25 protein-coding genes are annotated in these 23,541 nt (G+C 59.1%); 10 read left to right on the top strand and 15 right to left on the bottom strand.

From position 1 onward, the window contains the following. Positions 1-10 precede the first annotated feature (10 nt). Entirely contained in the window at positions 11-256 is a 246-nt protein-coding gene (locus QMG56_RS06265; RefSeq protein WP_281821729.1) for a hypothetical protein, read from the top strand. Positions 257-311: 55 nt separating this feature from the next. Here the strand turns inward: QMG56_RS06265 and QMG56_RS06260 are convergent, their stop codons facing one another. The 4 genes from QMG56_RS06260 to rnd all read right to left on the bottom strand — a co-directional run bounded on the left by QMG56_RS06260 (position 312) and on the right by rnd (position 4,613). Then, positions 312-851, bottom strand: a complete 540-nt coding sequence (locus QMG56_RS06260) for a cytochrome c family protein (protein WP_281821728.1) — start codon at positions 849-851, stop codon at positions 312-314. Positions 852-1,042: 191 nt separating this feature from the next. Then, positions 1,043-2,929: a molecular chaperone HtpG gene (htpG, locus tag QMG56_RS06255; RefSeq protein WP_281821727.1), complete on the bottom strand. Its 1,887-nt coding sequence runs from the start codon at positions 2,927-2,929 to the stop codon at positions 1,043-1,045. Positions 2,930-3,074: 145 nt separating this feature from the next. Further along, positions 3,075-3,368 (bottom strand): I78 family peptidase inhibitor, encoded by a 294-nt coding sequence (locus QMG56_RS06250; protein WP_281821726.1) that lies wholly within the window; start codon positions 3,366-3,368, stop codon positions 3,075-3,077. 3 nt (positions 3,369-3,371) lie between these two features. Continuing rightward, positions 3,372-4,613 carry a ribonuclease D gene (gene rnd, locus QMG56_RS06245; RefSeq protein ID WP_281821725.1) on the bottom strand — a complete coding sequence of 414 codons (1,242 nt, stop codon included), beginning with the start codon at positions 4,611-4,613 and terminating at the stop codon, positions 3,372-3,374. A gap of 181 nt (positions 4,614-4,794) precedes the next feature. On the opposite strand from rnd, the gene aspS reads away from it, so the two are divergent. Next, complete coding sequence (aspS, locus tag QMG56_RS06240; protein WP_281821981.1) at positions 4,795-6,579, top strand: aspartate--tRNA ligase; 1,785 nt, start codon at positions 4,795-4,797, stop codon at positions 6,577-6,579. A 228-nt stretch (positions 6,580-6,807) separates the two neighbouring features. On the opposite strand, the gene QMG56_RS06235 is transcribed toward aspS, so the two are convergent. Beyond that, the gene (locus tag QMG56_RS06235) at positions 6,808-6,981 is read right to left on the bottom strand and encodes a hypothetical protein (RefSeq protein WP_281821723.1); all 174 of its coding nucleotides are present in this window, start codon (positions 6,979-6,981) and stop codon (positions 6,808-6,810) included. A 487-nt stretch (positions 6,982-7,468) separates the two neighbouring features. Between QMG56_RS06235 and QMG56_RS06230 the strand changes: the two genes are divergently transcribed. Continuing rightward, positions 7,469-7,981: a S24 family peptidase gene (locus QMG56_RS06230; protein ID WP_281821722.1), complete on the top strand. Its 513-nt coding sequence runs from the start codon at positions 7,469-7,471 to the stop codon at positions 7,979-7,981. A 96-nt stretch (positions 7,982-8,077) separates the two neighbouring features. Continuing rightward, positions 8,078-8,266: a hypothetical protein gene (locus tag QMG56_RS06225; protein ID WP_230188783.1), complete on the top strand. Its 189-nt coding sequence runs from the start codon at positions 8,078-8,080 to the stop codon at positions 8,264-8,266. Between the two features lie 3 nt (positions 8,267-8,269). Here the strand turns inward: QMG56_RS06225 and QMG56_RS06220 are convergent, their stop codons facing one another. Continuing rightward, positions 8,270-9,586, bottom strand: coding sequence for an MFS transporter (locus tag QMG56_RS06220; protein WP_281821721.1), 1,317 nt, complete (start codon positions 9,584-9,586; stop codon positions 8,270-8,272). A 187-nt stretch (positions 9,587-9,773) separates the two neighbouring features. On the opposite strand from QMG56_RS06220, the gene pgsA reads away from it, so the two are divergent. From pgsA to QMG56_RS06205, 3 genes are read left to right on the top strand one after another with little or no spacing between them, the layout of a single operon-like run. Beyond that, positions 9,774-10,325 (top strand): CDP-diacylglycerol--glycerol-3-phosphate 3-phosphatidyltransferase, encoded by a 552-nt coding sequence (pgsA, locus tag QMG56_RS06215; RefSeq protein WP_281821720.1) that lies wholly within the window; start codon positions 9,774-9,776, stop codon positions 10,323-10,325. Positions 10,326-10,332: 7 nt separating this feature from the next. Continuing rightward, complete coding sequence (locus QMG56_RS06210) at positions 10,333-10,593, top strand: MoaD/ThiS family protein (RefSeq protein ID WP_230188786.1); 261 nt, start codon at positions 10,333-10,335, stop codon at positions 10,591-10,593. Then, complete coding sequence (locus tag QMG56_RS06205; RefSeq protein ID WP_281821719.1) at positions 10,590-11,045, top strand: molybdenum cofactor biosynthesis protein MoaE; 456 nt, start codon at positions 10,590-10,592, stop codon at positions 11,043-11,045. The genes QMG56_RS06210 and QMG56_RS06205 overlap by 4 nt, the downstream gene beginning before the upstream one ends. On the opposite strand, the gene QMG56_RS06200 is transcribed toward QMG56_RS06205, so the two are convergent. Further along, positions 11,042-11,977, bottom strand: a complete 936-nt coding sequence (locus QMG56_RS06200) for a hydrogen peroxide-inducible genes activator (protein ID WP_281821718.1) — start codon at positions 11,975-11,977, stop codon at positions 11,042-11,044. The two genes, QMG56_RS06205 and QMG56_RS06200, sit on opposite strands and share 4 nt — an antisense overlap. Positions 11,978-12,017: 40 nt before the next feature. After that, on the bottom strand, positions 12,018-12,803 hold the full coding sequence (locus QMG56_RS06195; RefSeq protein WP_230188789.1) for a sulfite exporter TauE/SafE family protein: 786 nt from the start codon (positions 12,801-12,803) through the stop codon (positions 12,018-12,020). A gap of 160 nt (positions 12,804-12,963) precedes the next feature. Here QMG56_RS06195 and epsC point away from each other — a divergent pair, with 160 nt between their 5' ends. Continuing rightward, positions 12,964-13,674 carry a serine O-acetyltransferase EpsC gene (gene epsC, locus QMG56_RS06190; RefSeq protein ID WP_230188790.1) on the top strand — a complete coding sequence of 237 codons (711 nt, stop codon included), beginning with the start codon at positions 12,964-12,966 and terminating at the stop codon, positions 13,672-13,674. Beyond that, the gene (locus QMG56_RS06185) at positions 13,674-14,033 is read left to right on the top strand and encodes a DUF2794 domain-containing protein (protein ID WP_281821717.1); all 360 of its coding nucleotides are present in this window, start codon (positions 13,674-13,676) and stop codon (positions 14,031-14,033) included. Before epsC ends, QMG56_RS06185 begins: the two co-directional genes overlap by 1 nt. Before the next feature lie 38 nt (positions 14,034-14,071). Here the strand turns inward: QMG56_RS06185 and QMG56_RS06180 are convergent, their stop codons facing one another. Beyond that, the gene (locus QMG56_RS06180; RefSeq protein WP_281821716.1) at positions 14,072-15,133 is read right to left on the bottom strand and encodes a hypothetical protein; all 1,062 of its coding nucleotides are present in this window, start codon (positions 15,131-15,133) and stop codon (positions 14,072-14,074) included. Between the two features lie 186 nt (positions 15,134-15,319). On the opposite strand from QMG56_RS06180, the gene QMG56_RS06175 reads away from it, so the two are divergent. Beyond that, complete coding sequence (locus tag QMG56_RS06175) at positions 15,320-16,717, top strand: OprO/OprP family phosphate-selective porin (protein WP_281821715.1); 1,398 nt, start codon at positions 15,320-15,322, stop codon at positions 16,715-16,717. Here the strand turns inward: QMG56_RS06175 and QMG56_RS06170 are convergent. The 6 genes from QMG56_RS06170 to pstC form a co-directional block, all read right to left on the bottom strand. After that, positions 16,714-18,558, bottom strand: a complete 1,845-nt coding sequence (locus tag QMG56_RS06170; RefSeq protein WP_281821979.1) for an AsmA family protein — start codon at positions 18,556-18,558, stop codon at positions 16,714-16,716. The genes QMG56_RS06175 and QMG56_RS06170 overlap by 4 nt on opposite strands. Before the next feature lie 107 nt (positions 18,559-18,665). Then, positions 18,666-19,364 (bottom strand): phosphate regulon transcriptional regulator PhoB, encoded by a 699-nt coding sequence (phoB, locus tag QMG56_RS06165; protein WP_230188794.1) that lies wholly within the window; start codon positions 19,362-19,364, stop codon positions 18,666-18,668. Positions 19,365-19,375: 11 nt separating this feature from the next. After that, positions 19,376-20,071: a phosphate signaling complex protein PhoU gene (gene phoU, locus QMG56_RS06160; RefSeq protein WP_281821714.1), complete on the bottom strand. Its 696-nt coding sequence runs from the start codon at positions 20,069-20,071 to the stop codon at positions 19,376-19,378. A 17-nt stretch (positions 20,072-20,088) separates the two neighbouring features. Further along, a complete protein-coding gene (gene pstB / locus QMG56_RS06155) occupies positions 20,089-20,880 on the bottom strand; it encodes a phosphate ABC transporter ATP-binding protein PstB (RefSeq protein ID WP_230188796.1) in 792 nt (263 codons plus the stop codon). Position 20,881: 1 nt separating this feature from the next. Continuing rightward, positions 20,882-22,150 (bottom strand): phosphate ABC transporter permease PstA, encoded by a 1,269-nt coding sequence (gene pstA, locus QMG56_RS06150; RefSeq protein WP_281821713.1) that lies wholly within the window; start codon positions 22,148-22,150, stop codon positions 20,882-20,884. Next, entirely contained in the window at positions 22,147-23,541 is a 1,395-nt protein-coding gene (pstC, locus tag QMG56_RS06145; RefSeq protein ID WP_281821712.1) for a phosphate ABC transporter permease subunit PstC, read from the bottom strand. Before pstC ends, pstA begins: the two co-directional genes overlap by 4 nt.

The raw sequence follows: 23,541 nt of genomic DNA, 5'->3' as shown, positions 1-23,541 counted from the left end.
TCGCTGCGCGGTGAAAGACCTGTTTGCGAGCGGCCATGCCGTCGACATCGTTCTTTTCATCATCGTTATCGAGGGGATATGGCTCGTGGCCCGGAGCGGCTGGGATGTGTCCAGCGCAATACTGCGCCTTGGACCGGGCGTGCTGATGCTGCTGGCGGTGCGTTTCGCCCTGACCGACATGCCGTGGTACTGGGTTTCCGCTGCGTTGCTGCTCTCTTTTCCCGTTCACCTTGCCGATCTGCGTCGGCGGCGATGAACACAAAAAAGCCCGGCATCACTACCGGGCTTTCCGTAAAATGGGTGTGTCTGGCTTAATTGGCGGCCAGATAGGCAATAACATCTGCGCGCTTTTGCGGATCGCTGAAACCCGCGAAAGCCATCTTCGTGCCCGGAACTACGCGCTGGGGATTTTCCAGATACTGGAACAGCTTTTCTTTGCTCCAGGTAATACCGCTATCCTTATTGGCGGGCGTATAATTGAATCCGGCAATCGACCCGGCGGCCCTACCGACGACACCGTGGAGAGATGGCCCGATCTTGTTCACGCCCTCTTCGATAGCATGGCAGGTTTTGCAGGTGGCGAAGTCCTTTTCGCCCTTGGCAGCGTCACCAGTGAAATCAGCGAACTTCGCTCCGCTGAGCGTATCAACATTGCTGGCATCCGGTTTCCCGGCTGCTGCAGGCGCGGCAGTTGGTGCAGCCGTATTGGCGGCGGGTGCAGCGGTTTCCGTCGGCGCGGTTTGTGCCGTTTCGGATGTGCTGCTTTTTTCCGAACATGCGGCCAAGGCAAGGGCCGAGACGGCCGAGCCCAGCGACATGCGGCCAAATCCTTTGGAAGAAATACGCTGCATTCCCTAGCTCCTATCACGAATTATATCGCGTTATGCGGACAACGCTCGATTACGACTCTCGAACGTGTCAATTGTTCCTTACACCGCATTATCATGGTTGGGAATGCGACAGACAAGAGAGTTTGACATATGTCGTGTCAAGCAAGCTAGGGCGCGCAGGCTGCGTATTTTCTCAGCGAGGCGCTTGAGTTCTATTCGACGGCACGGCTCATGAGTCGATCCAGCCGCTCCGCAAAGGCCTGTGCATCCCGGGGCTGCTCTCCGTCTGCAATGCGGGCCTGATCCAGCAGCAGATGGGCAAGGTCCGCCTTGAGCACATCTCCATCGTCAATTGCCGCCAGTTTGCGGATAAGTGCATGACCGGCATTGAGCTCCAGGACGGGAAGGGCGGTCTGCGTCAGTTGCCCAGCGCTGGCGAGCAGTTTCTCAAGATGCCGGTCCATGCCGCTCTCGGGCGCGACAAGGCACACGGCGCTGGTGGTGAGCCGCTCGGATGCGCGCACATCTGACACGGCGCCTTCCAATGCCGTCTTGGCGAAGGCAAGGAAGTCATTCACCGCCCCGCTATCTGCCGGGACGGGCTTTTCCGCATCGTCGCCCAAGGGGATCAGACTGAGGTCCGCTGCGCCCTGCGTCACCGACTTGAAGGGCTTGCCTTCATGATCGACGCCCATCGTCGTCCAGAAATTGTCGACCTGATCGGGCAGGAGGAGGACTTCGATGCCACGCGCGCGGAACCCTTCGATCTGCGGCGACGCCGCAAGCCGGTCGAGATCGCTACCGGTCGCATAATAGATGGCGGTCTGATTGTCCTTGATGTCCGCGACATAGTCCTTGAGCGACCGCCAGCCGTCTCCCGATGTGGTGGTCTTGAAGCGAGCAAGGGAGAGCAGGGCGTCGCGCCGCTCGAAATCCTCGTACAACCCTTCCTTGATGACCGCGCCGAACGTCTCCCAGAGCTTGAGATAGGCGTCTGCGTCGCTGTCGGCGAGCTTCTGCAGTTCGGTCAGCACGCGGCCGGCCACGCCTTTCTGGATCGCCGCCAGCACGGGGCTGTCCTGAATCATCTCGCGCGACATGTTGAGCGGCAGATCGGCCGAATCGACTAGACCTCTCACGAACCTCAAGTAGCGGGGCAGGATTTGCGCTTCGTCGGTGATGAACACCCGGCGCACATAGAGCTTGATATGTCCCTTGCGGTCCGGATCGAACAGATCGAATGGTTTGTTTTCGGGGATGAAGATCAGGACGGAATATTCATAGCGTCCCTCCGCGCGATAATGAATGGTCAGGGCGGGGGCGTCATATTGGCCCGCCACGCTGCGGTAGAAATCTTTATAGTCCTCTTCGCTGATTTCCGACTTTGGCTTCAGCCAGAGCGCCGCGCCGTCTGCGATGGATGCACCTTCCGCATCGGGCTTTTCGAACAAGGTGATGGGCACCGGCACATGCCCCGACTGCGCCTTAACGATCCGTTCGACGGTGTGGCGTTCGGCATAGGATTTGGCATCGTCCAGAAGGTGCAGGACAACGCGCGTCCCCCGGGCGGGCGCGTCGGCCACATCCACCGGTGCGATAGTGTATGTGCCCAGACCGTCCGAACTCCAGCGTGCGGCCTCATCCGTGCCTGCGCGCCGGGAGAAGACCTCCACCTCGCGCGCCACCATGAAGGCAGAGTAGAAACCGACACCGAATTGTCCGATTAGCTGCGACCCTTCCTTGCCCGCATCGCCCGTGATCCGGTCCATGAACGCCTTGGTCCCAGAGCGGGCGATGGTTCCCAGCGTCTCGCCCATGTCGGCGGCGGTCATGCCGATGCCGTTGTCCTCGATGATAAGGCGGCCCTGATCGGCGTCCAGAATGAGCGCGATACGCGGCTGCGGATCGTCGCCCAGCAGCGAGGGGTTGGCAATTCCCTCATAGCGCAGCTTCTCGCAGGCATCGGCCGCGTTGGAGATCAACTCGCGCAGGAAGACGTCCCGATCAGAATAAACGGAATGAACCATCATGTGGAGCAGCTTCGATACGTCCGCTTCGAATGCGTGGGTCTCAGTGGCTCCTGCGGTAGTGGCGGTCATGATTTATCCTCTTGCAGTATCGAACGGCGGGGAAATGGCAGCGCAGTTTCCGTTTTACAAGATGAACGGATGGAAGCGTTTGGAGAACGCCTGCTAAGCGGTTAGCGCACCTGCTGATTGGATATGGAGCAGGTTCAGGCTATCCTCAACCGCACTGCGCCGAGGTGACCAACATCGCCTCATCGTAGCTCACTGTCAGGCGGTCTTCGCGATAGTCCATCGTCATGGCCATGCCGGGGGCACCCCAACGCATGGTACGGGCTCTGGACGTTTTCATGGCTTCCGCGCCGAGTTCGGCGGAAGCCCTCTGGCCGATGAAGCGATCAAGGCCTTCGTTGGTGCAGGTAGTGCCGCCGCTTGCAACCTGAGGCGTCATGGGGGCGGTCATGCAGGCCGTCGGAGCCAATGCCATCAGGATCAGAAGAGCTTTGCTGCGCATCGTTCAATGCTCTTCGGTCGGGGGCTCGGACAGGACGGCCTGAGGTGTGGCCAGTTCGGTTGGCGGCGTTTCTACCGAGGCGAGGGTGCGAGTCATTTTAAGCCGACCGTTCTTCACCGCAAACGCAACGCGCCCTTCAACCAGATCGACAGCATCGCGGCCGAATTGCTCGTAGCGCCAGCCTTCCAAAATGGAGAGCCCGTCGCGTTCGCCCGCAGCCAGTGCATCCAGATCGTCCGTTCGCGCCAGCAGGCGAGAAGCGACGTTGATCTCGCGCGAGCGAATCTTGAGCAGCAGCTTGAGCAGGTCGGCGACCAGCGCGCCGTCTTTGCCGAGACCCGGCTTTTTGGGATCGCGTTCGGGCATCTCGTCGCGGTCGAGCGGCTTGGCATTGGCCAGCGCCTGCATCATGCGGGTGCCGATGTCGTTGTTCTTCCAGCCCGCAGATAGTCCGCGCACCTTGACCAAATCGTCCTGACTGCGTGGGGGATGCGAGGCGATGTCGGCCAGCGTCTCATCCTTGACGATGCGGCCGCGCGGCAGGTTCTTGTCCTGCGCCTCGATCTCTCGCCACGCAGCGAGCGCCTTGAGACGACCCAATACGTCGGCCTTGCGGCTGGCGATGCGAACGCGCTTCCAGGATTCGGATGGCTCATTCACATAGTTGGAGGGGTCGCTGATCCGCTCCATTTCCTGATCGAGCCAGCCGCCGCGCCCGGTCTTTTTCAGGTCCGCCAGCATCATCGGAAAAATCTGAATGAGGTAGGTGACGTCGCCGATGGCGTAGTCGATCTGCCGCTTGTCGAGCGGGCGGCGTGCCCAGTCGGTAAAGCGGGCGCCCTTGTCGAGCGTGATGCCGAGCCATGCATCGACCAGATTGCCGTAACCGATCTGTTCGCCCAGACCCAACGCCATGGCCGCTATCTGCGTATCGAACATGGGATAGGGCGTCTTGCCGGTCATGTTGTGAATGATTTCCAAATCCTGCCCGCCGGCATGGAAAATCTTCAGTACGTCCTGATTGTCGACCATGAGGTCGAGCAATGGGGTCATGTCGAGGCCGGGAGCCTTTGGGTCGATCGCGGCGGCCTCATGCGGGTCGGCGACTTGCAGCAGGCACAGGTCGGGCCAATAGCTGTTTTCGCGCATGAACTCCGTATCGACGGCGATATAGGGAGATTTGGCGATGCGTTCACAAAATTCGGCGAGGGTCTTACTGTCGCTTATCAGCGGATGAATTTGCATATGGTCTTCGATCTTATTATGGGCTGGCCCGCTCCCTGGCGGGCGCGTCGGTATCGACATATTCGGCCATAGCCCCGATCCACGGGTTTGTCATTTGCCTAGAGTGGTTGTTGTCCAATTCCATTGGATCGATCACTTTAGATCGTTGGTTTGCTCTAAAGCGTTGAAAGAAATCGAAGCCATGCACGTTTATCGCACCCACACCTGCGCTGCCCTCCGCGAAAGCGACGTGGGCGCGACCGTCCGCCTGTCCGGCTGGGTGCATCGCAAGCGCGACCATGGCGGTGTGTTGTTCGTCGATTTGCGCGATCATTACGGGCTGACGCAGATCGTCGCGCGGGCGGGCAGTGAGCCGTTACGGGTGCTGGAGGGGCTGCGGCTCGAATCGGTAGTGACGATCGACGGTGCCGTTGTCAGCCGCGGGGCGGAAGCTACCAACGCGAACCTCGCTACGGGTGCGATCGAAGTGGTGGCGGACAGCGTGACGGTGCAATCCTCAGCGCAGGAATTGCCGCTGCCGGTGGCAGGTGAGCAGGAGTATCCAGAAGATATCCGCTTGCGTTACCGTTTCCTGGATCTGCGTCGTGAAAAGCTGCACGCCAACATCGTGACACGTACGAAGATCGTGTCCGACATGCGCCGCCGGATGGAAGGCGCGGGCTTTACCGAATATTCCACGCCGATCCTGACCGCCAGCAGCCCCGAAGGCGCGCGCGACTTTCTGGTTCCCAGCCGCATTCATCCCGGCAAATTCTACGCACTGCCGCAGGCGCCGCAGCAGTATAAGCAATTGCTGATGGTGGCGGGGTTCGACCGTTATTTCCAGATTGCGCCGTGCTTCCGCGACGAAGATCCGCGCGCCGACCGCTTGCCGGGCGAGTTCTACCAGCTCGATCTGGAAATGAGCTTCGTCACGCAGGAAGATGTGTGGAACACGATGGAGCCTGTAATCGCGCAGGTGTTCGAGGCATTTGCCGAGGGCAAGCCGGTGACGCCTGCGGGCAGCTTCCCGCGTATTCCACACGCCGAAGCGATGCTGAAATATGGCAGCGACAAGCCCGACTTGCGCAACCCCATCGAAATTACCGATGTGACCGAACATTTTCATGGGTCGGGCTTCGGCATCTTCGCCGGGTTGGTCGAGAGTGGCAACGTGATCCGCGCGATCCCGGCGCCGGGCGCAGGTGCTGGCAGCCGCAAGTTCTTTGACGATATGAATAACTGGGCGCGCGGCGAAGGCTATTCCGGGCTGGGCTATATCAACATCAAGGACGGCGTGCCGGGCGGCCCCATCGCCAAGAACCATGGGGAGGAAGCAACCGCGAAGTTGATCGCGGCGCTGGGCCTTGGCCCTAATGACGGCGTGTTCTTTGCAGCCGGCAAGGAAAGCCAAGCGGCGAAGCTGGCCGGGCTGGCGCGTATCCGTGTGGGTGAGCAACTCGACCTGATCGACAAGGATCGCTTCGAATTGTGCTGGATCGTTGATTTTCCGTTCTACGAATATGACGAGGACGAAAAGAAGATCGAATTTGCGCATAATCCGTTCTCGATGCCGCAAGGGGGACTGGAGGCGTTGAACGGGCAGGATCCGGTGACGATCAAGGCGTATCAGTACGATATGGTCTGCAACGGATATGAGATTGCATCGGGGTCGATTCGTAACCAGTCGCCAGAACTGATGGTGAAAGCGTTCGAACTCGTGGGCCTTTCGCAAGCGGATGTCGAAGACCGTTTCGGCGGTCTATATCGCGCGTTTCAGTATGGCGCACCGCCGCATGGTGGCATGGCTGCGGGTGTGGATCGCATTGTGATGCTTCTGGTGGGTGCGCAGAACTTGCGTGAAGTTACACTGTTCCCGATGAACCAGCGCGCGGAGGATTTGTTGATGGGTGCGCCTAGCCCCGCCGCGCTAAAGCAACTGCGTGAACTCAATATCCGGGTGATCGAGGCACCAGCCAAGGCCTAAGGCGCGTACAAAAAACGGCATGGTCTATGCCTTTGTGCACATCCTATTGCGCGATGGGCAGTAGCGGGAGGCGATTGGCTGTGCGTTTAAGCCGTTAAGGCGCATGGCGGAGCATGGCACTGCGTGCGGTGTCATGGTAAGCGTGGCTCCGCGGATGAAGGCTGGTACCAAGCCTTTATAAAATATCGGGTAGCTATATGAAAATGTTAAAGCAGACGATGCGCTACTTCATGTGAAAAAGTAACGCCACAGCGCATAAGTGGCAAGATATCCCACAATCAGAGCCGCCGGTCCCGCAAGGCGCGATAGGCGCTGAATGACTATATCCGTGGAATCGCTTTCCGATTTCGGCCAGTCCAACGGATCTTCGTGGCCTTTCCAAGCCTCGAAATCATGTTTCATTCCATGGTCTCCGGCTGTCGAAAGTGCGCAAGCGGATCCTTTTATTGCGCCGGTTCTTTATTGAGCGGAGACTTGCGGAAAAGCAATTTTATTTGCATTCATTTTGGATACAACTATGCTGTGATGCGTTACGGAAAAAACATGCTTATTTTCAATCGTATAAAATGGTTCATCCTGAGACATAATGGCACTTTTCACATATCGAAATGTGCATTTTGGAGGCTAATTTACCGATGATAGCATTTTCGATATCTCAAAGCGAAAGGAAGGGCACGGCATCTGCTGAAACAGAGCCGGTTTTGGATATGCAGGATGTCGAACAGGAAAAAGCGCGGGAGCTGATAGGCCGCATCGTCAGCGCAACGGGATGGTCCGTTACGGAAATCGCGCGGAAAGCGGGGCTTTCGCCGTCCACATTGACACGGATTTATCCTCAGCCAACCGTCAATTACACTTTGTCGACCCGACGCTTGCGAAAATCCGTGCCGTGTTTCCCACGCCCGATCCAGACGATGTTGCGCCGCGTGTAGCTGACATGCGACAGCCCTTCATGGCGCAACCTTCGGCGACCATTTCAGTGTTTGCCTTGGGTATGCTCGCGGACGCATCTGCAGATGCGCAAATGACCGTTCCGGCGGATTTCGAATTTTACGCTGCCAATCTTGAAGACAGCAAGACGCAGCAGATTCCGCAATTGGCGGTGATGGATAAAGAGCGTTTCTTCGCGGCGTATATGCCGGGCGACGCCATGGAGCCGCGCTTTCGTGCAGGTGAGATGGTATTGATCGACAAGGTCAGGCCTGCTGCGATCGGGGGCGATGTTTTCGTCGCGCTGAACACGAACGATGGTAAACAGGTGGTCACGGTGGCGAAGCTTATCGAGCGGGATCGCAACCAGATCACTTTGCTCCAGCACCGCTACGATGTGGAAATGCATATCCACCGCAGTCAGGTCGAGAATATCTACCCAATCGTCGCGCTATTTGAGGATCGCTTCTAGGAGGCGGCACGTATCGGTTGTGCCAGACCGGGACGAGTGAATGTTAACCCTCTTTAACCATGGGCTAAAAGGTAAATGATGCGTTAACACCGCATCATGAGAAAACGTCGCGCCCTTGTCCTGACTACCGAATCTGCCCGACATCCATTTCGGGCCAGTCTTCCGCCGCATGTGCTGGTCATGCCCAAGCATGATCTGCCGGTGAAATCCGACGATCAGGACTGGAAACTGTTTGGCCTGAGCTTTGCGGCGTTCTTTACCGCTTTCTACAGCTTCATAGCGTAGAACTTAGTGGACTATGCACTGCCCATCGCGGCAGGCACTGTGCAGCCGCCAGGCAAGCCATGCCGAGATGGGGCATAAGGCCGCAGCAAGAAGCAACTGGTTGACGGGCGCCAACCCCAGCATCGTCAGGCCCACTGCCACCAACGATCCAATCACCATGGCGCCAGAATTCACGATGTTGTTTGCGGCGATGGTGCGCGCGGCTTCGCACTTTTCAACGGTCGTCGTCAAAAACGCATAGAGCGGCACAACGAACATGCCGCCAAACGTCGCCACGCCCAACAGCGCGCCTGTCAGTTCCCAGGCATCAGGGTGTTTGAGAAAATCCGCCAGCGATAGTAACTGCCCGTCGGTCGCACCGGCCCAGTTGGCGCACACGAAATGGAAGCCCATCAAACAAACGCCCATTCCGATTACGGAAGCAGGTGCATATTTTGCCGACACATCGCCCTTGAGCAGCCGATTGATCGCGACCGAGCCGATGGCAATGCCGATCGAGAAAATAGCAAGGAACAGGCTGGCGACCGCCTTGTCGGCGGTGAGCACATTTTTGACCAGCGGCGGAAACTGAATGAAAAGGATAGATCCGATGGTCCAGAAGAAGCTGATCGATAAGATCGCAAGATACAGGCGCGGAACGTGCATCGTGCCTTTCACCAGTTTGATAGATGCGCGGATGAAGTGATAATCCACTGGATCGCAGCGTCCCATCGGTGGCGCGGGCGGCACTTCTCGACCTGTTAAATAGCCCACTATTGCTGTCATAATGACGACAGCCGCAGCGACTTCGACCGAAATGAGACCGGCCAAAATGGTGCCCGCAAGAATGGCGATGTAGGTTCCGGCTTCGACCAGGCCGGTGCCGCCCAGCACTTCATCGTCGTGCAGATGTTGGGGCAGGATGGCATATTTGATCGGTCCGAAGAATGTCGAATGAATCCCCATAGCGAACAGAGCCAGCAGCATCAGCGGAATGGCGATGCTGTGGATCGTTATGCCCATCCATGCGAGCCCCAGCCCGATCGCACCCACAGTCATGATGCCGATTTCCGCGGCTTTGACGATGCGAATGATGCGGGCCTTATCCCGCTGATCGGCGAGCTGCCCTGACAAGGCGGACAATAGGAAGAAGGGAAGGATGAATATGCCGGTCGCGATTGCGCTGAACCACGTCTCGGCCTTCTCGTCATTATAGACGGAATAGACCACGAACAGGACCATCGCGTTCTTGAACAGATTGTCGTTAAAGGCGCCCAAAAGCTGTGTGACGAACAGCGGAAGGAACCGCCGCTTGGTAAGGAGCCTGACCGAGGCTTGCATAAAGGCGATGACTTCTCGCTGTTGCGCTAATTGAGGCGGGGTCTAGCCGCTGCCAATGCCGCTGTCCAACCTCGTCTGCTTCGCTGCGATAAGTCGAACCTTGTTACAAGGGCGATATGATGGGTCCGCGCTGAAGTTACGCCACGACCGCTTGTCACCGGGAGACGGCTGTGGCAGGCGGAGTGACATGCTAACGCTGCCCAATCTGTTGACGCTTTCGCGCATTTTCGCCGTGCCGTTGCTGGTCGGCCTGTTGTGGTGGCCGCAATGGCAGGCAGGATATGCCTTCGCCTTTGCATTATATTGCCTGATGGGCATTACCGATTATTTCGACGGTTATCTGGCGCGCGCCAACGGCGCGGTCTCCCGACTGGGTATTTTTCTCGATCCGATCGCCGACAAGATCATGATCGCAGCAGTTATCCTGATGCTGGTTGCGACGCGGGACATCACGGGTATCCACATCATTGCGGCTTTGGTGATCCTGCTGCGCGAAATCGCCGTGTCTGGATTGCGCGAGTTTCTGGCGGGGTTGCAAGTGTCCGTCCCGGTTTCGCAATTAGCGAAATGGAAGACGACGTTTCAGCTTATATGTTTCGGCGCGTTGATCCTTGCCGGTGCATTGCCGACCTATCCCTTCATTCAATGGACCGGCATCGCAACCCTGTGGGCCGCCGCGATCCTGACCGCGGTGACGGGTTGGGATTATTTGCGCGTCGGCCTGAAGCATATGGACTGATCCGACGGTGGCGGGCTTGGATATACTGTATTTCGCCTGGGTGCGCGATGGCATCGGTCGCGATGGCGAGCGGATCGACACTCCTGCGCGGGACACTAGCATCGCAGCATTGATCGAAAGCCTGGCGGCGCGCGGCGGTGGCTACGCGCAAGCCTTGGGCCAGCCGACGCGGTTGCGAGCGGCGCTCGATCAGCGGTTCGTGCCGCTCGACACGGTGATTGGCGATGCACGGGAACTGGCGCTGTTCCCGCCCGTAACCGGGGGATGAGCATCACCGCTTCCGTCCGGACCGACGACTTCGACGCCGCCGTCGAGTTGGCGGCGCTGGAAGCACTGGGCGGCGGTGCGGTGGCCAGCTTTACCGGGATTGTGCGGGGGGAGGGAGACTTGCTTACGCTCCATCTCGATCACTATCCGGCCATGACCCAGATGCAGGTCGAGCGGATCGCAGCGGACGCAATGGCGCGCTGGCCCCTGTTGGGTATCCGCATCGTCCATCGCGTTGGCACCTTACGGCCCGGCGACCGCATTGTTTTTGTGGGAACGGCGTCGCGCCATCGGAAGGCTGCGCTGGAAAGCTGCGCCTTCCTGATCGACTGGCTCAAGAGCCACGCACCGTTCTGGAAAAAGGAAAGCTTCGCGGACGGGCGCGAAAGCTGGGTCGAAGCGAAAGCGGAGGACGACGCCAAAGCATCAGAATGGCTATCGCCGACACCTTAAGCGGCGACTTTGCTTCGTAGCCTGCGCGGCGCTTTAGCGGCTTCGCGCAGTATCTCGGCGAGCATCCGAAACTCCTTGTCGCGCGGACTGTTCTTGCGCCACACGAGAGCGATCTGACGCTGCGCATTGTCGGTGTTGAGCGGTCGCGCGACGATCTGCGTATTCTCCAATATTCCGCCGGTGATCGCCATTTCCGGCAGCATGGTCAGGCCCAGCCCATTATCCACCATCTGCACCAGCGTGTGGAGCGAAGTGCCCATCATCGTGGCTTCCGCGCGTAGTTCGGGGCGATTGCAGGCGGAGAGGGCGTGATCCTTCAAGCAATGGCCATCTTCCAGCAACAGCAGTCGCGCTTCGTCGATCATGTCTGCGTCGATATGCTCGGGCGGATCGCGTGGATCGTCCTTTGGGAAAGCTACGAAGAGGCGATCGGCGAACAGTATCTCGCTATCCACGTCGCCGGTCGCATAGGGCAAGGCGAGCAGCACGCAATCGACCTGGCCATGGCGAAGGGATTCGATCGCCTGGCCGCTCGTCTCTTCGCGCAGATAAAGTTTGAGTTCGGGCTTGTCAGCGCGCAGCTTCGGCAGCAGTTGCGGGAGCAGAAAAGGTGCAATGGTGGGGATGACGCTCATCCGCAATTCGCCGCATAGCGGCTTGCCGGCGGCCTGAGCGATACCGGCGAGTTCCTCGGCTTCGCGTAGGACGCGATGTGCCTTTTCCACGATGCGGTCGCCCAAAGCCGTAAATCGCACCACACGCCGGGTACGCTCAACCAGTGTCACCCCGATCAGCGATTCCAGTTCGCGGATGCCAGCCGATAATGTCGATTGGGTCACGAAACAGGCATCGGCGGCTTTGCCGAAATGCCCCTGTTCCTTGAGCGATACCAGATATTGCAGTTGCTTCAGAGTCGGCATGTAGCTCGACATATGATTGGCTCCCTCGATTGATGAGGGAAATATAATCGCTCTAGCCGATATATCCAAGCCACTTGGCAATGCCGAACAACGACGTGAGCGTCAGAATGATGCCAACCGAAGTCATCAATATCTTGGGAGCCACATGCCGCGCCAACATTGCGCCCAAAGGCGCAGCCACCACGCCGCCAATCAGCAGGCCAGATGTCGCGACAGTGAAGGCCTCCCAACCGACGTTGAGGAAGAAGGTGATCGAGATGCTGAGTGTCAGAATAAACTCGACGCTGTTCACTGTGCCAATGGTGTGACGCGGGCTGGACCCCTGAATGAGAAGGTTGGAGGTGACCACCGGACCCCAGCCTCCGCCGCCGCTCGCATCCAGAAACCCGCCAACGAGACCCAGCGGAGCTACGATTTTCGGATTGCTGTGCTGGGGCAATACATGACGAGACCGCCAAATGAGATAGACCCCAATGGACAGAAGATAGACTTGAATGAATGGCTTGATGACGTTGCCGTCGATGTTTGAAAGAACATAGGCACCCAGCACGCCCCCGATCACGCCGGGAACGACCAGACGGCGAAACAGGCTCCAATCGACATTGCGATGGGCAATGTGGCTGATCGCTGAAACGCCGGTGGTGCAGGTTTCAGCCGCGTGGACGCCAGCAGATGCTGCCGCAGGGGGGACACCAAGGGCGAGCAGCAAGGTGCTGGAAATCACGCCATAGGCCATGCCTAGGGCCCCATCCACCATTTGCGCGAAAAAGCCGACGAGTACGAACGGCCAAATGGCGTCCGCGTGGGTAGCCCCCATTGCCAGGATCGAATCGATCATTCATGCCCCTCATGCCGTTATTGTCTACCGCATTGCTTTGCTTTTATCGGATCGCCAAACAAGTTTCTCTTGGGTCTGGCGAAGGCAAAAACGGTCTGCATCTGGAATATCGCAACAAGAACGCCTATTCTGTATATCGGTTCAGGTTGAAGGGCGTTCTATGCTCAATCGTCTCATTACGTATTTGGATTCGGTGAAGTCCCGTGATCCTGCCCCCCGGTCGCGTGCAGAAATTCTTCTGTATCCCGGTGTCTGGTCGCTGGCGTTTCACCGTATCGCACATCGGTTGTACCGAGCTGAGCTATTTTTTCTTGCGCGCGCCGTCAATCATATGTCGCGTTTCCTCACCGCGAACGACATTCACCCCGGCGCGCAGATCGGCAAAAATCTGTTCATCGATCACGGTTTTACCGTTATCGGTGAAACTGCCGAGATCGGCGACGATGTCACCATTTACCAGAATGTGACGCTGGGCGGCACGGATCCGGCGAACGGCATCGCGGGCAAGCGGCACCCGACCATCGGGAATGGCACCATCATCGGATCGGGCGCGCAGGTGCTTGGGCCGGTTACAGTCGGGCCGCGTGCGCGGATCGGCGCCAATGCGGTGGTTACGAAGAATGTGCCCGAGGCTGCCACTATGGTGGGCATTCCCGCACGACAGATGCTAGTCGATGTCACCGCCTATCAACGGGATTTTCTGCCTTACGGTACCCCTTGCAGCGATAATTTCGATCCCGCGACGCAAAAGCTGGAACTGATGCAGTGCGAGATCGAGCAACTGCAAAAGCGTCTGGCGGCGCTGATTGCGGAGCAGGGCAAGGGCAAGCCGGATTCGGATGATGCTGTGCAGGAGCGTGGCTGCGCCTGATGAGCAGCACGTTTCATCCCGGTAATGTCACGCCGTTCCCGCAGGGCGGATTACCCACGCAAACATTGTTCGACCGACAGGAATTGACGCGGATCATGGACCTTTACGGTCGTATGGTGTCGGCTGGGCATTGGCGGGACTATGCCATCGATATGGGGAAGGATGCGGCGGTCTTTTCCGCTTTTCGCCGTGCGGCGGAGCGACCGGAATATCGGATAGAAAAGCGGCCTTCGCTCCGTAACCGTCAAGGCATGTGGGCGCTGATCGGGGAAGCGGGCGCTGTGCTCAAGCGCGGTGCGGATCTTGGTCCGGTGCTTGCCCCGGTCGAACGCAAACTGATGAAGTTGGTCGAGGAATAGCCTTGCCTTCCCGGCGGAAGCGGGAAGGCAGGTGGCATTCAGACGGTTACGACATCGCGGTCGAGATACGGCAGGCGACCGCTTATGTCCTGCGGCAATCCTTCGACTACCAGCTTGCGCGCTTTGTGCCAGAATGCCGATAGCAGGAGTAGGGCCGACCCGATGACCAATGCAGTGAGCGCAAAGGATGTTTCCACTGCGCCCGCCTGCCGAAATAGAGCGCTCAAGGCCCAGAGCACATAAGCGAGGCTCGACACCAGCAAGGCGCGACGGTCGATCGCCAGCGCGACCAGTCCGAACAGGATGTACAGGCCAATAACGGCGACCGCCGTACCTGCCGTAACTGTGCCGCTTAGCACACCAAGCAAGCGGAACAGGCTGTGGGCGATCATCGGGGCAGCCGCCAGATGCAGCCAGAACGCCACGTCCGACCGACGCGTAGTGCGGGCGCGGTCGCTCATGTCCCACCACATGGCGAAAGCGAAGATTGCAACGCCTGCCGCCATCACGACCCAGAAAATCGTGTCCCCGATGTCGGGAGCCGCTGAAAGCGTCAGGGTAATGGCAACGCCCGCCATTGCGGCGGCACCCACTGCCACCGTGATCGGCACCATGAACCGTCGCCAATGCACCCAGATCGCCACGGCAGTGGCCAGCGCGATGCCTGCTGTGATGAGGGCGCCGATCCGCGATCCTGCATCTGGAAACAATCGAAATGCGGCGGCAAACAAGGTGAAGGCAAAGCCGCCGGCAAAGCTGAGCAAAAGTAATATGCTGGGCAGCGCCATACGGCGCACGCGGGTAAAATACTCGGCCAGTCCCCACGATGCCAGCGTAACAAGTATCCCGGCAAGAACCGTCGGTTTACCTGAGTCCAGGCCACCGCTGATATCTTGTCCGAGCCAGCCTACCGCAACCAGCAGAATGACACTGGCAATTGCCACGAAGATGTCGTTAAATCCTGTTAGCAAACGAAAATGTTCTTCGTCCACCAAGGGACTGGCGCGCCTATCGGCCGCATGGCTGCGCAATGCGTCGGCTGCCTCTTGGCTGATGGCGCCCGCTTCCACAGCCGCTTGTAGGTCACTCTCGCTGTACATTGCGCTCTCCTGAAATTCGAAAGATAAATTACACCAACTGTATTACCATCGCAATACGCCAATACGGACTCGTCGTTTTGTCACAAAACAGCAACAAAAAGTCCGCGCAATTGAAACATAATTGTCATAACTGCCGCTCGCTCGATCAATCACACAAGCGACCCTGCGGGGAATCACGGAGTTCCGATGACCTATCGACCCTGGACTGTCGCTTCCGCGCTCGTGATGGTTGCAATGCCGAGCATTGCATCGGCTCAGGCGCTCACTGCGCAGGAGGCGGCGGATCTGCGCGCGCAACTGTCGGCATTGAAGGCACAGGTCGAACGCCTCGAAGCACGGCTCGACAGCACGCAGCAGCAGGTTGCGGCGCAATCTGCACCGTCGGCGACTTCCGCGCCGGTTAGCGCCGTCGCGGCTGCACCAGCCAAGCCGACCACTACCATCAAGTGGAAAGGGTCGCCGCAGTTCAGCTTGGGTAGCGCGAGTTTCAAGGTCAAAGGGCGCATCCAGTATGATGCCAGCTATCTATCGGTGCCTAAGGATGTGGCCGATCTTTCCAAAGGATATTCCAACGAGCTGCGGCGCCTGCGGCTGGGCGGCGAAGGCACTCTTGGCGGTGGTTTTGGGTATAAGCTGGAAACCGAATTATCCGATAACAGCATCGATCTGGTCGACACCTTCATAACCTATGAGCGTGGCAAATGGCTGATCACCTTGGGTAATCAGAACGAGTTCCAGTCTCTAGACGAGTTAACCGGGGACACTACCGGTTCGGTCATGGAACGCGCGGCTTTTACCGATGCCTTCGCGTTTGAGCGGCGCCTCGGCCTTTCGGCGCAGTATCGTGGCAAAGCGGTGCTGGTGCAGGGGGGTATCTTTTCGGACAGCGCTGACTCGCTCACCAACAGCAGCGACGGTGTGACCGGAGGCGACGAAAACAACAGCATCGGACTGGACGGTCGTATCGTGGTCATGCCGAAGGTCGGCGATATGCAACTTCACTTTGGCGGTTCGTACCATTGGCGCGATTTCAACCGCCTGGCCGCTGCCCCGGTCCGTTATCGCCAGCGCCCCTATATCCACAGTTCGAACAGCCGCTTCCTCTCGACGCCCGCCATCAACGCCACGGGCGAGCGGCATTACGGTTTCGAAGTGGCGGGTAGCCAGGGGCGTTTCAGCTTCGCAGGCGAAGGCCATTGGCTACGCAGCGTCCGGTCGGGGCTTTCCGATCCGCAGTTTTTCGGCGCCTATGCCGAAGTGGGGTATTTCCTGACCAAAGGAGACAGCCGACCGCTGGCCGACGGCATTTTCGGCCGGACCGATCCAAAGAACCCTGTAACGGCGGGCGGGCTTGGCGCTGTACAGCTTACTATACGGTATGATTATCTCGATCTGAATGACGGTGCGATAGTTGGCGGAACGCAGAATGCCTACATCGCCGCACTTGTCTGGGCTCCGATCAACTATCTGCGCTTCAACATGAACTACGCTCATCTGGACTATGCCGACGCAGCCATTCTGGCCGGTACACGCGCCGACTACGGTATAGACACGGTGAGCCTACGCGCGGAACTCGACTTTTAGCGCAAGACATTTGCGGCCATAGCATGGCAATCGGTGTCCGATGCGGTCGGTCCCTGCTTTCCCGCGATGGCCCGGCCAACCATTTTTACCACGTTGCCGACCGACTTTGTTTCCTTCGGTACCACTATGCTGGGCTGCTTGATCGTTCCCAGTATTGGAACCGATCCGTCCAGCCGCAATATACTTCGCGTCTTTGGTGCGCCGGTAAGCGCCAGCGCCATTCGTTCATCATTCAGTGTGATTGTACCATTCGCCTTTGTAAGTGCGCGTGTCGTGTCGATCAGGACGGGATTGGTACGCATGACCCCATTCCGCACATCCAGCCGTGCAATGATGCAGCGAAGGGACGCCATTTCGTCTTTCCCCGTCAATATGCCACGGCCTACGTCCTGACCGAGCAGAGACGCTGTGCGTGCAGGGATCTTGCCATCCCGCGCGACGAGGGCGACCACGCCGTTGGATCGTGCAATGGCGCCACGGATGGTGCGTCCACGCCCGGCCAGGCGCAGTTTTCCTTCAAGTCGTCCGTCGATTTGCGCATGGGGGAAAAAGTCTATCAGCCGGGCATCGCGCACATTCATCGCGATATTCAACATAGGGGACGACGCGATGGATTTGCCTTGACGTTGATCGATCGACAAGCGGCCCGCGAACCGGCCGCGCGTCAGGCCCAATTCCAACGGGTCCATAACGAGATGCGATCTCTCGAGCATCAGGGTGGCACGCAGGCTGCGAAAGGGGGAAGATCCAGGCCATAGCAATTTCCCGACGGTTAGCCGTAGCTTTCCATCGGTCTTGCCAACGTTCTTTAGATCGATGGCAGTAGCAGGCACAAGCCGGTCACCGAACCTTGCTTCCATGGCCCTGCCGCGCGCCTTTCCAGCGACGCTTGCCAGGTCATCGAAATCAAATTGCCGTGAGGTTACTTCGCCGTCGATCCGTGTTCGACCGTCGCGCTTTTTGATCGTCGCATTGCCTGCGATATCGGATCGTCCGATCGTTCCACGCAAATTGGCGATCTTCCAGTCGGGCGTGTCGCGGCGGACTTTGGCGGCAAGTTTCACAGGCTGGGTTCCCGGCAACCCGGCCTCAATGATGACATCCAGCAGCGCCAGATCGTTGGCGTAAGCCGTGGCGCTGGCAGTCAGGTGGCCGACGTCGAGAGGGCGATCCATTGTCCCTTCAAAGGTGGCACCGACCGCCTGGCCCTTTATCTGCGCACGGAAGGGCCATGTCTTGCTGGCGGCATCGCCCGCAATGGGGCCGCCATCGACGGACACGGTGACGGGATTGCCCTTTAACTGCCCAGTGCCCCGCATGGCGAGACCGCGGCGTACATCGGCTTCGACTTTCAGGTCGAAGCTGCGGCCGCGTTTTGCATCGCGATACAGGACGCGGCTATTGGCGATTTTAAGGCGCGAGAACTGGGGGCGCTGCCCGTCGCCGTCCGATGTGTCACCATCGTTCCAGCTCTCGCGGCCGTTTTTGTCGCGAATGAGCGTCAGCGTCATGCCGTCCACATCGAACGCCTCGACAGACATTTTTCCGGTCAGAAGGGAGAGTGCGTTGAACTGCAACCGTGCTTGCGCCACTCGGGCGAGACCGCCTTTTCCGGCCCATGCAGGCTGGGGTATGGTGATGCCACGGGCGATAACTTCGGGATGGAAGGAGAAGCGATCAGCACGCTCCATTGCTGCGATTTGGGCAGGTCGGCCCAACCGTTTAGATAAACGGTGTTCTATGGTTTCGCGCAGGACTCCCCAAGGGAAGGCGGCCAGTGCGATGAGCAATATAATCGCAAATGTGCCAATAATGAGCAGGCCCTTCGCCCACCATGACATAGTACGCAATTGAAGTCCTCGCCCCTCTTGGACCCGCCGCTTGGGCAGGCGCATGAAATAAGGACGCACGAAACGAAAATTCGTTCCGTTAGCGGTTCAATCGCGGATCAGTTGGGGCCGTCGGTATCCAGCGCATAGCCCGCCGAGCGTACTGTGCGGATGATATCGCGATGGCTCTCGCCATTGATTGCCTTGCGGAGACGACGGATATGCACGTCGACGGTACGTAGTTCGATATCGCTGTCCTGTCCCCAGACGCTGTCGAGCAATCGCTCGCGCGAGAAGACCCAGCCCGGATGCTCCAGAAAATGCTTGAGTAGCCGAAATTCCGTGGGGCCAAGCGAGACGGTCTGACCGGCGCGACGTACTTTGTGGCCGACCGTGTCCATCTCGATATCCGCGAAGGACAAGGTTTCGCCCGCCAGTGCAGGGCGCACGCGACGCAATACCGCGCCGACACGCGCGACCAGCTCGCGGGGCGAGAAGGGCTTCGTTACATAATCGTCGGCACCGGTTTCCAAACCACGCACGCGATCCTCTTCCTCTCCGCGTGCGGTGAGCATGATGATCGGTACATTGGCTGTGCCGTTCATGCGGCGAAGGCGGCGGCAGACTTCGATGCCGGACAGGCTTTCGACCATCCAGTCAAGGAGGACGATATCAGGCGTTTCCTCCTGCGCCATGATGAGCGCTTCTTCGCCGTCGACTGTGTGCGCGACATCGAAATCTTCGCGTTTGAAATGCCAGATCAGAAGTTCGGCAAGGGCCGCGTCGTCTTCCACCAGCAACATTTTGGCTCGCGCCATGGCAGTTGTCCTTATTTGGCCGCGTCTTCGGGGGCTTCGCCGCGCTCGCGGTCGGGCAGATACTGGCCGGTTGCCGCATAATAGACCATCTCCGCGACATTGGTCGCATGGTCGCCGATCCGTTCGATGTTCTTGGCTACGAACAGCAGATGCGCGCTTTCCGAAATCATCTTTGGATTTTCGGCCATATAGGTCAGCAGCGTGCGGAAGATGCTATTGTAGAAATCGTCCACTACCTTGTCGCGCTCGATGACGGCAATCGCAAGGTCAGCATCGCGCGCAGCAAAGGCGTTAAGTGCATCGTGCACCATTTCGCCCGCAATTTGCCCCATCGAGGGGAGCAGCGACATCAGTTCCAGCTTCCGATTTTCGACGATCAAGGGCACGCGCTTTGCGATGTTCTTTCCGTAGTCGCCGATCCGTTCGACGACGCCCGCGATCTTCAGCGCCGCGACCACTTCGCGTAGATCGTTCGCCATCGGCGCGCGCAGGGCGATGGTCTGCACCACCAGTCGCTCGACTTGTTCCTCCAGCGCGTCGATCTTTGGATCGTCCAGCACGACCTGGCGCGCCATGTTCTTGTCACGGCGGAGCAGCGCCATCATCGCGTTGTCGAGGCTCGCTTCCGCGCGTCCGCCCATTTCCGCGATCAAGCCGCGGAGCGTATCGATATCTTGATCGAAAGCCTTGACCGTATGTTCAACCATTATTCTCTCTCCCCCGGTCAGCCGTAGCGGCCGGTGATATAATCCCGTGTCCGATCTGCCTTCGGATTAGTGAAGATGTCGGATGTTACGCCATATTCTACCAGCGTTCCCAGATGGAAGAACGCCGTTCGCTGCGACACGCGCGCCGCTTGTTGCATGTTATGCGTGACGATCACGATCGCATAGCGACCCCGCAGCTCATGGATCAGTTCCTCGATCTTCGCCGTTGCGATGGGGTCGAGTGCCGAGCAAGGCTCGTCCATCAGGATGACTTCCGGTTCCACGGCAATCGCGCGGCCGATGCAAAGGCGCTGCTGCTGGCCACCGGATAGGGCTGTGCCGCTTTCGTTAAGCCGATCCTTGACCTCTTCCCAGAGACCTGCCCGGCGCAGCGACTTTTCAACGATCACGTCCATATCGGCTTTCGCGCTGGCAAGGCCATGGATGCGCGGGCCATAGGCAATGTTTTCGTAGATCGATTTCGGAAACGGATTGGGCTTCTGGAAGACCATGCCAACCCGCGCGCGAAGCTGCACCACGTCCATCGAAGGGGCGTAGATGTTCTCGCCATCCAGCGTGATTTCCCCCTCGACTCGGGCGCTGGCGACGGTGTCGTTCATGCGGTTCAGGGTCCGCAGGAATGTCGATTTGCCGCAACCGGACGGGCCGATGAAGGCCGTTACATTGTCCATGTCGACGTCGATCGACACCTTGTTGATCGCTTGCTTGGCCCCGTAAAAGACGTTGACGTCACGCGCCGTCATCTTCGGATTATTGGGCTTTAGCGCCTGTTGTTCTTCAGTCAGCATATTACCAGCGCTTCTCGAATTTGTTGCGAAGATAGATGGCGAGACCGTTCATCGCCAACAGGAAAGCCAGCAGCACTATGATCGCTGCCGATGTCTTTTCAATGAAACCCTTGCTAACTTCGTCCGACCACAGGAAAATCTGTACGGGAAGGACAGTCGCGGGGTCCGTTATGCCGCCCGGTGGGGTTGCGATAAAGGCACGCATGCCGATCATCAGCAGCGGCGCAGTTTCCCCGAGCGCGCGGGCCATGCCAATGATCGTGCCGGTCAGGATGCCGGGCAGCGCGAGCGGGAGGACATGGTGAAATACGACTTGCACCGGGGATGCGCCGACACCCAGCGCGGCATCACGAATGGAAGGCGGCACAGCCTTGATCGCGTTGCGCCCGGCGATCACGATGACCGGCATGGTCATCAGCGCCAGCGTCATGCCGCCGACCAGCGCGGCAGAGCGCGGGAAGTCCAGCAGGTTAAGGAAAATCGCCAGACCCAACAGACCGAATATGATCGACGGCACGGCTGCAAGGTTGTTGATCGATACTTCGATGATGTCCGTCCACCACGCTTTCGGCGCATATTCTTCCAGATACAGTGCCGTAGCGACACCGATTGGGAAGCTCAGCAGCAGCGTGACGAGCATCGTCAACAATGACCCCTTGAACGCACCCCAGATGCCGACCTGTGTGGGATCGGTTGCATCGCTGGCGGAGAGGAAGGCACTGTTAAAGCCAGTGGATACGACGCCCGATTGCCGGAGCCGCGCATAGGCCGCTTCATCGGTTTCGCTGGCATCGCCCTTGGCTGCCAGATCGATACCGGTGGAAGCCGGTAGGGACAGCGTGATTTTCTGCGAAAGGACCTTCGGATTGTCCAGAATCGCGTCGCGGACGGTCAGCCAGGCATTGGGTGAGATCAATGCATCGCCCCCTGCGCCGAGGGCCTTATCGGCGGCCTGCGCTGTGATAGCCTGAAGGTTCGCGCCTGCCAGTGACTGAGCATTGACCGTAGCGGGATCGATCAGGATTGGCGCTGTCTGGAAATCGATCGGCAGAGCGATTTCGGTGCGCGTGAAGCCTCGCGCGCCATTGCCGATCATGGTGAACAGCAGGAACGCCAGAAACCCGGCTGACAGCAGTACCGCGCCCATGCCCAGCAGGCGGAACCGGCGTTCTGCCGCATAGCGGGCAGCAATCCGCTTCTGCATCGCGGCGCCCTTCCAGTCGGTGGGGTTGCGCGTGGGGCTGGCGAGTGTAGTCGAAGGCGCGTTCATTCGTAGGCCTCCCGATATTTCTTTACGACGCGAAGGGCGACGATGTTGAGCAGCAACGTGACGATGAAGAGCACCAGCCCGAGGGCGAACGCCGCAAGGGTTTTGGCGCTGTCGAATTCCTGATCGCCCGTGAGCAACTGGACGATCTGGGTCGTAACTGTCGTCACGCTGGAGAAGGGGTTGAGGGTCATGTTAGCGGCAAGGCCAGCGGCCATCACCACGATCATGGTCTCCCCAATTGCACGGCTGACCGCCAGCAATACACCGCCGACGACGCCGGGCAGCGCGGCGGGGATGAGTACGCGCTTGATCGTCTCGCTGGTGGTCGCGCCCATCGCCAGCGATCCGTCACGCATGGCCTGAGGCACCGCTGCAATGCTGTCGTCTGCCATGGAAGAGACGAAGGGGATGATCATCACGCCCATCACCAACCCCGCGGCAAGCGCGCTTTCGGAAGATGCGCCGCTGATCCCGACGGCCACCGCAAAGTCGCGCAGGGCAGGGGCTATGGTGAGCGCGGCGAAATAACCGTAAACCACCGTCGGGACGCCCGCGAGTACCTCAAGGATCGGCTTCATCCACTTGCGGGTGTTGGGCCGCGCATATTGCGTCAGGTAGATCGCGCTCATCAGGCCCAGCGGGATTGCGACGACCATTGCGATGATGGCGCCGATGAAGATCGTTCCCCAGAACAGCGGGACCGCACCGAACGCGCCTTCATTGCCGAAGCCCATGGCGGCGGATTGCGGCGACCATTTCGTGCCGAACAGGAACTCGAACGGATTGACCATCGAGAAGAAGCGCAGCGATTCCCACAACAGTGAAGCCACAATGCCCACCGTGGTGACGATAGCAAGGAGCGACGCGCCGAGCAGCAGCGCCATGACCAGCCGTTCGACCCGTGTCCGCGCGCGGAAATCGGGGCGGATGCGAGTGAAGGCAAAAGCGCCGCCAGCGAAGGCCAGTATCAGCGCGAGAACGACGCCGCCGGTCCCGAACTTGCTGGTCGCTGCCCGATAGGGTTCTACCAACGCTTGAGCCGCCGGGTTGAAAGCCATCGCCTGCTTGCCGCTGGCGATGTTACGCGCTTCGCTCAGGATCGCGCCCCGTCCGAAGCTGTCGCTCGGCAAGCTTTGTGCGGCCGGGTCAGCCAGCACGGCCTCCGTGACGAGGCCCGGCATGACATTGGTCCACACGGCCAGAAACAGCAGCGCGGGGACCAATGTCCACAGCGCAACATACCAACCATGGTAGCTTGGTAAGCTATGCATCGCGCCGCGTGCTGGCCCCGCATTGGCGGCGGTCTGCAATCGCGTGGCGCGCGAACGGGCGCTGACCCAGGCCGCTACGCCCAGGCCGAGCAGCAGCAAAAGAATGGCGGGACCTGTCAC

This window comes from Sphingobium sp. BS19 (assembly GCF_027925545.1).
Lineage (GTDB): Bacteria > Pseudomonadota > Alphaproteobacteria > Sphingomonadales > Sphingomonadaceae > Sphingobium.
The sequence above is the reverse complement of the archived record's forward strand: the minus strand, read 5'-3'. Positions and strand labels throughout refer to the sequence as shown.

Bases quoted from the DNA above. Each gene is read 5' to 3' on its own strand.
- QMG56_RS06170 (WP_281821979.1), bottom strand. From the start codon at position 18,558: ATGTCATGGTGGGCGAAGGGCCTGCTCATTATTGGCACATTTGCGATT.
- QMG56_RS06235 (WP_281821723.1), bottom strand. From the start codon at position 6,981: ATGAAACATGATTTCGAGGCTTGGAAAGGCCACGAAGATCCGTTGGAC.
- QMG56_RS06195 (WP_230188789.1), bottom strand. From the start codon at position 12,803: ATGATCGATTCGATCCTGGCAATGGGGGCTACCCACGCGGACGCCATT.
- epsC (WP_230188790.1), top strand. From the start codon at position 12,964: ATGCTCAATCGTCTCATTACGTATTTGGATTCGGTGAAGTCCCGTGAT.
- pgsA (WP_281821720.1), top strand. From the start codon at position 9,774: ATGCTAACGCTGCCCAATCTGTTGACGCTTTCGCGCATTTTCGCCGTG.
- QMG56_RS06180 (WP_281821716.1), bottom strand. From the start codon at position 15,133: ATGTACAGCGAGAGTGACCTACAAGCGGCTGTGGAAGCGGGCGCCATC.
- QMG56_RS06260 (WP_281821728.1), bottom strand. From the start codon at position 851: ATGCAGCGTATTTCTTCCAAAGGATTTGGCCGCATGTCGCTGGGCTCG.
- QMG56_RS06185 (WP_281821717.1), top strand. From the start codon at position 13,674: ATGAGCAGCACGTTTCATCCCGGTAATGTCACGCCGTTCCCGCAGGGC.
- QMG56_RS06175 (WP_281821715.1), top strand. From the start codon at position 15,320: ATGACCTATCGACCCTGGACTGTCGCTTCCGCGCTCGTGATGGTTGCA.
- QMG56_RS06200 (WP_281821718.1), bottom strand. From the start codon at position 11,977: ATGTCGAGCTACATGCCGACTCTGAAGCAACTGCAATATCTGGTATCG.
- phoB (WP_230188794.1), bottom strand. From the start codon at position 19,364: ATGGCGCGAGCCAAAATGTTGCTGGTGGAAGACGACGCGGCCCTTGCC.
- QMG56_RS06225 (WP_230188783.1), top strand. From the start codon at position 8,078: ATGAGAAAACGTCGCGCCCTTGTCCTGACTACCGAATCTGCCCGACAT.
- rnd (WP_281821725.1), bottom strand. From the start codon at position 4,613: ATGCAAATTCATCCGCTGATAAGCGACAGTAAGACCCTCGCCGAATTT.
- QMG56_RS06250 (WP_281821726.1), bottom strand. From the start codon at position 3,368: ATGCGCAGCAAAGCTCTTCTGATCCTGATGGCATTGGCTCCGACGGCC.
- QMG56_RS06205 (WP_281821719.1), top strand. From the start codon at position 10,590: ATGAGCATCACCGCTTCCGTCCGGACCGACGACTTCGACGCCGCCGTC.
- QMG56_RS06220 (WP_281821721.1), bottom strand. From the start codon at position 9,586: ATGCAAGCCTCGGTCAGGCTCCTTACCAAGCGGCGGTTCCTTCCGCTG.
- pstB (WP_230188796.1), bottom strand. From the start codon at position 20,880: ATGCTGACTGAAGAACAACAGGCGCTAAAGCCCAATAATCCGAAGATG.
- htpG (WP_281821727.1), bottom strand. From the start codon at position 2,929: ATGACCGCCACTACCGCAGGAGCCACTGAGACCCACGCATTCGAAGCG.
- phoU (WP_281821714.1), bottom strand. From the start codon at position 20,071: ATGGTTGAACATACGGTCAAGGCTTTCGATCAAGATATCGATACGCTC.
- aspS (WP_281821981.1), top strand. From the start codon at position 4,795: ATGCACGTTTATCGCACCCACACCTGCGCTGCCCTCCGCGAAAGCGAC.
- pstA (WP_281821713.1), bottom strand. From the start codon at position 22,150: ATGAACGCGCCTTCGACTACACTCGCCAGCCCCACGCGCAACCCCACC.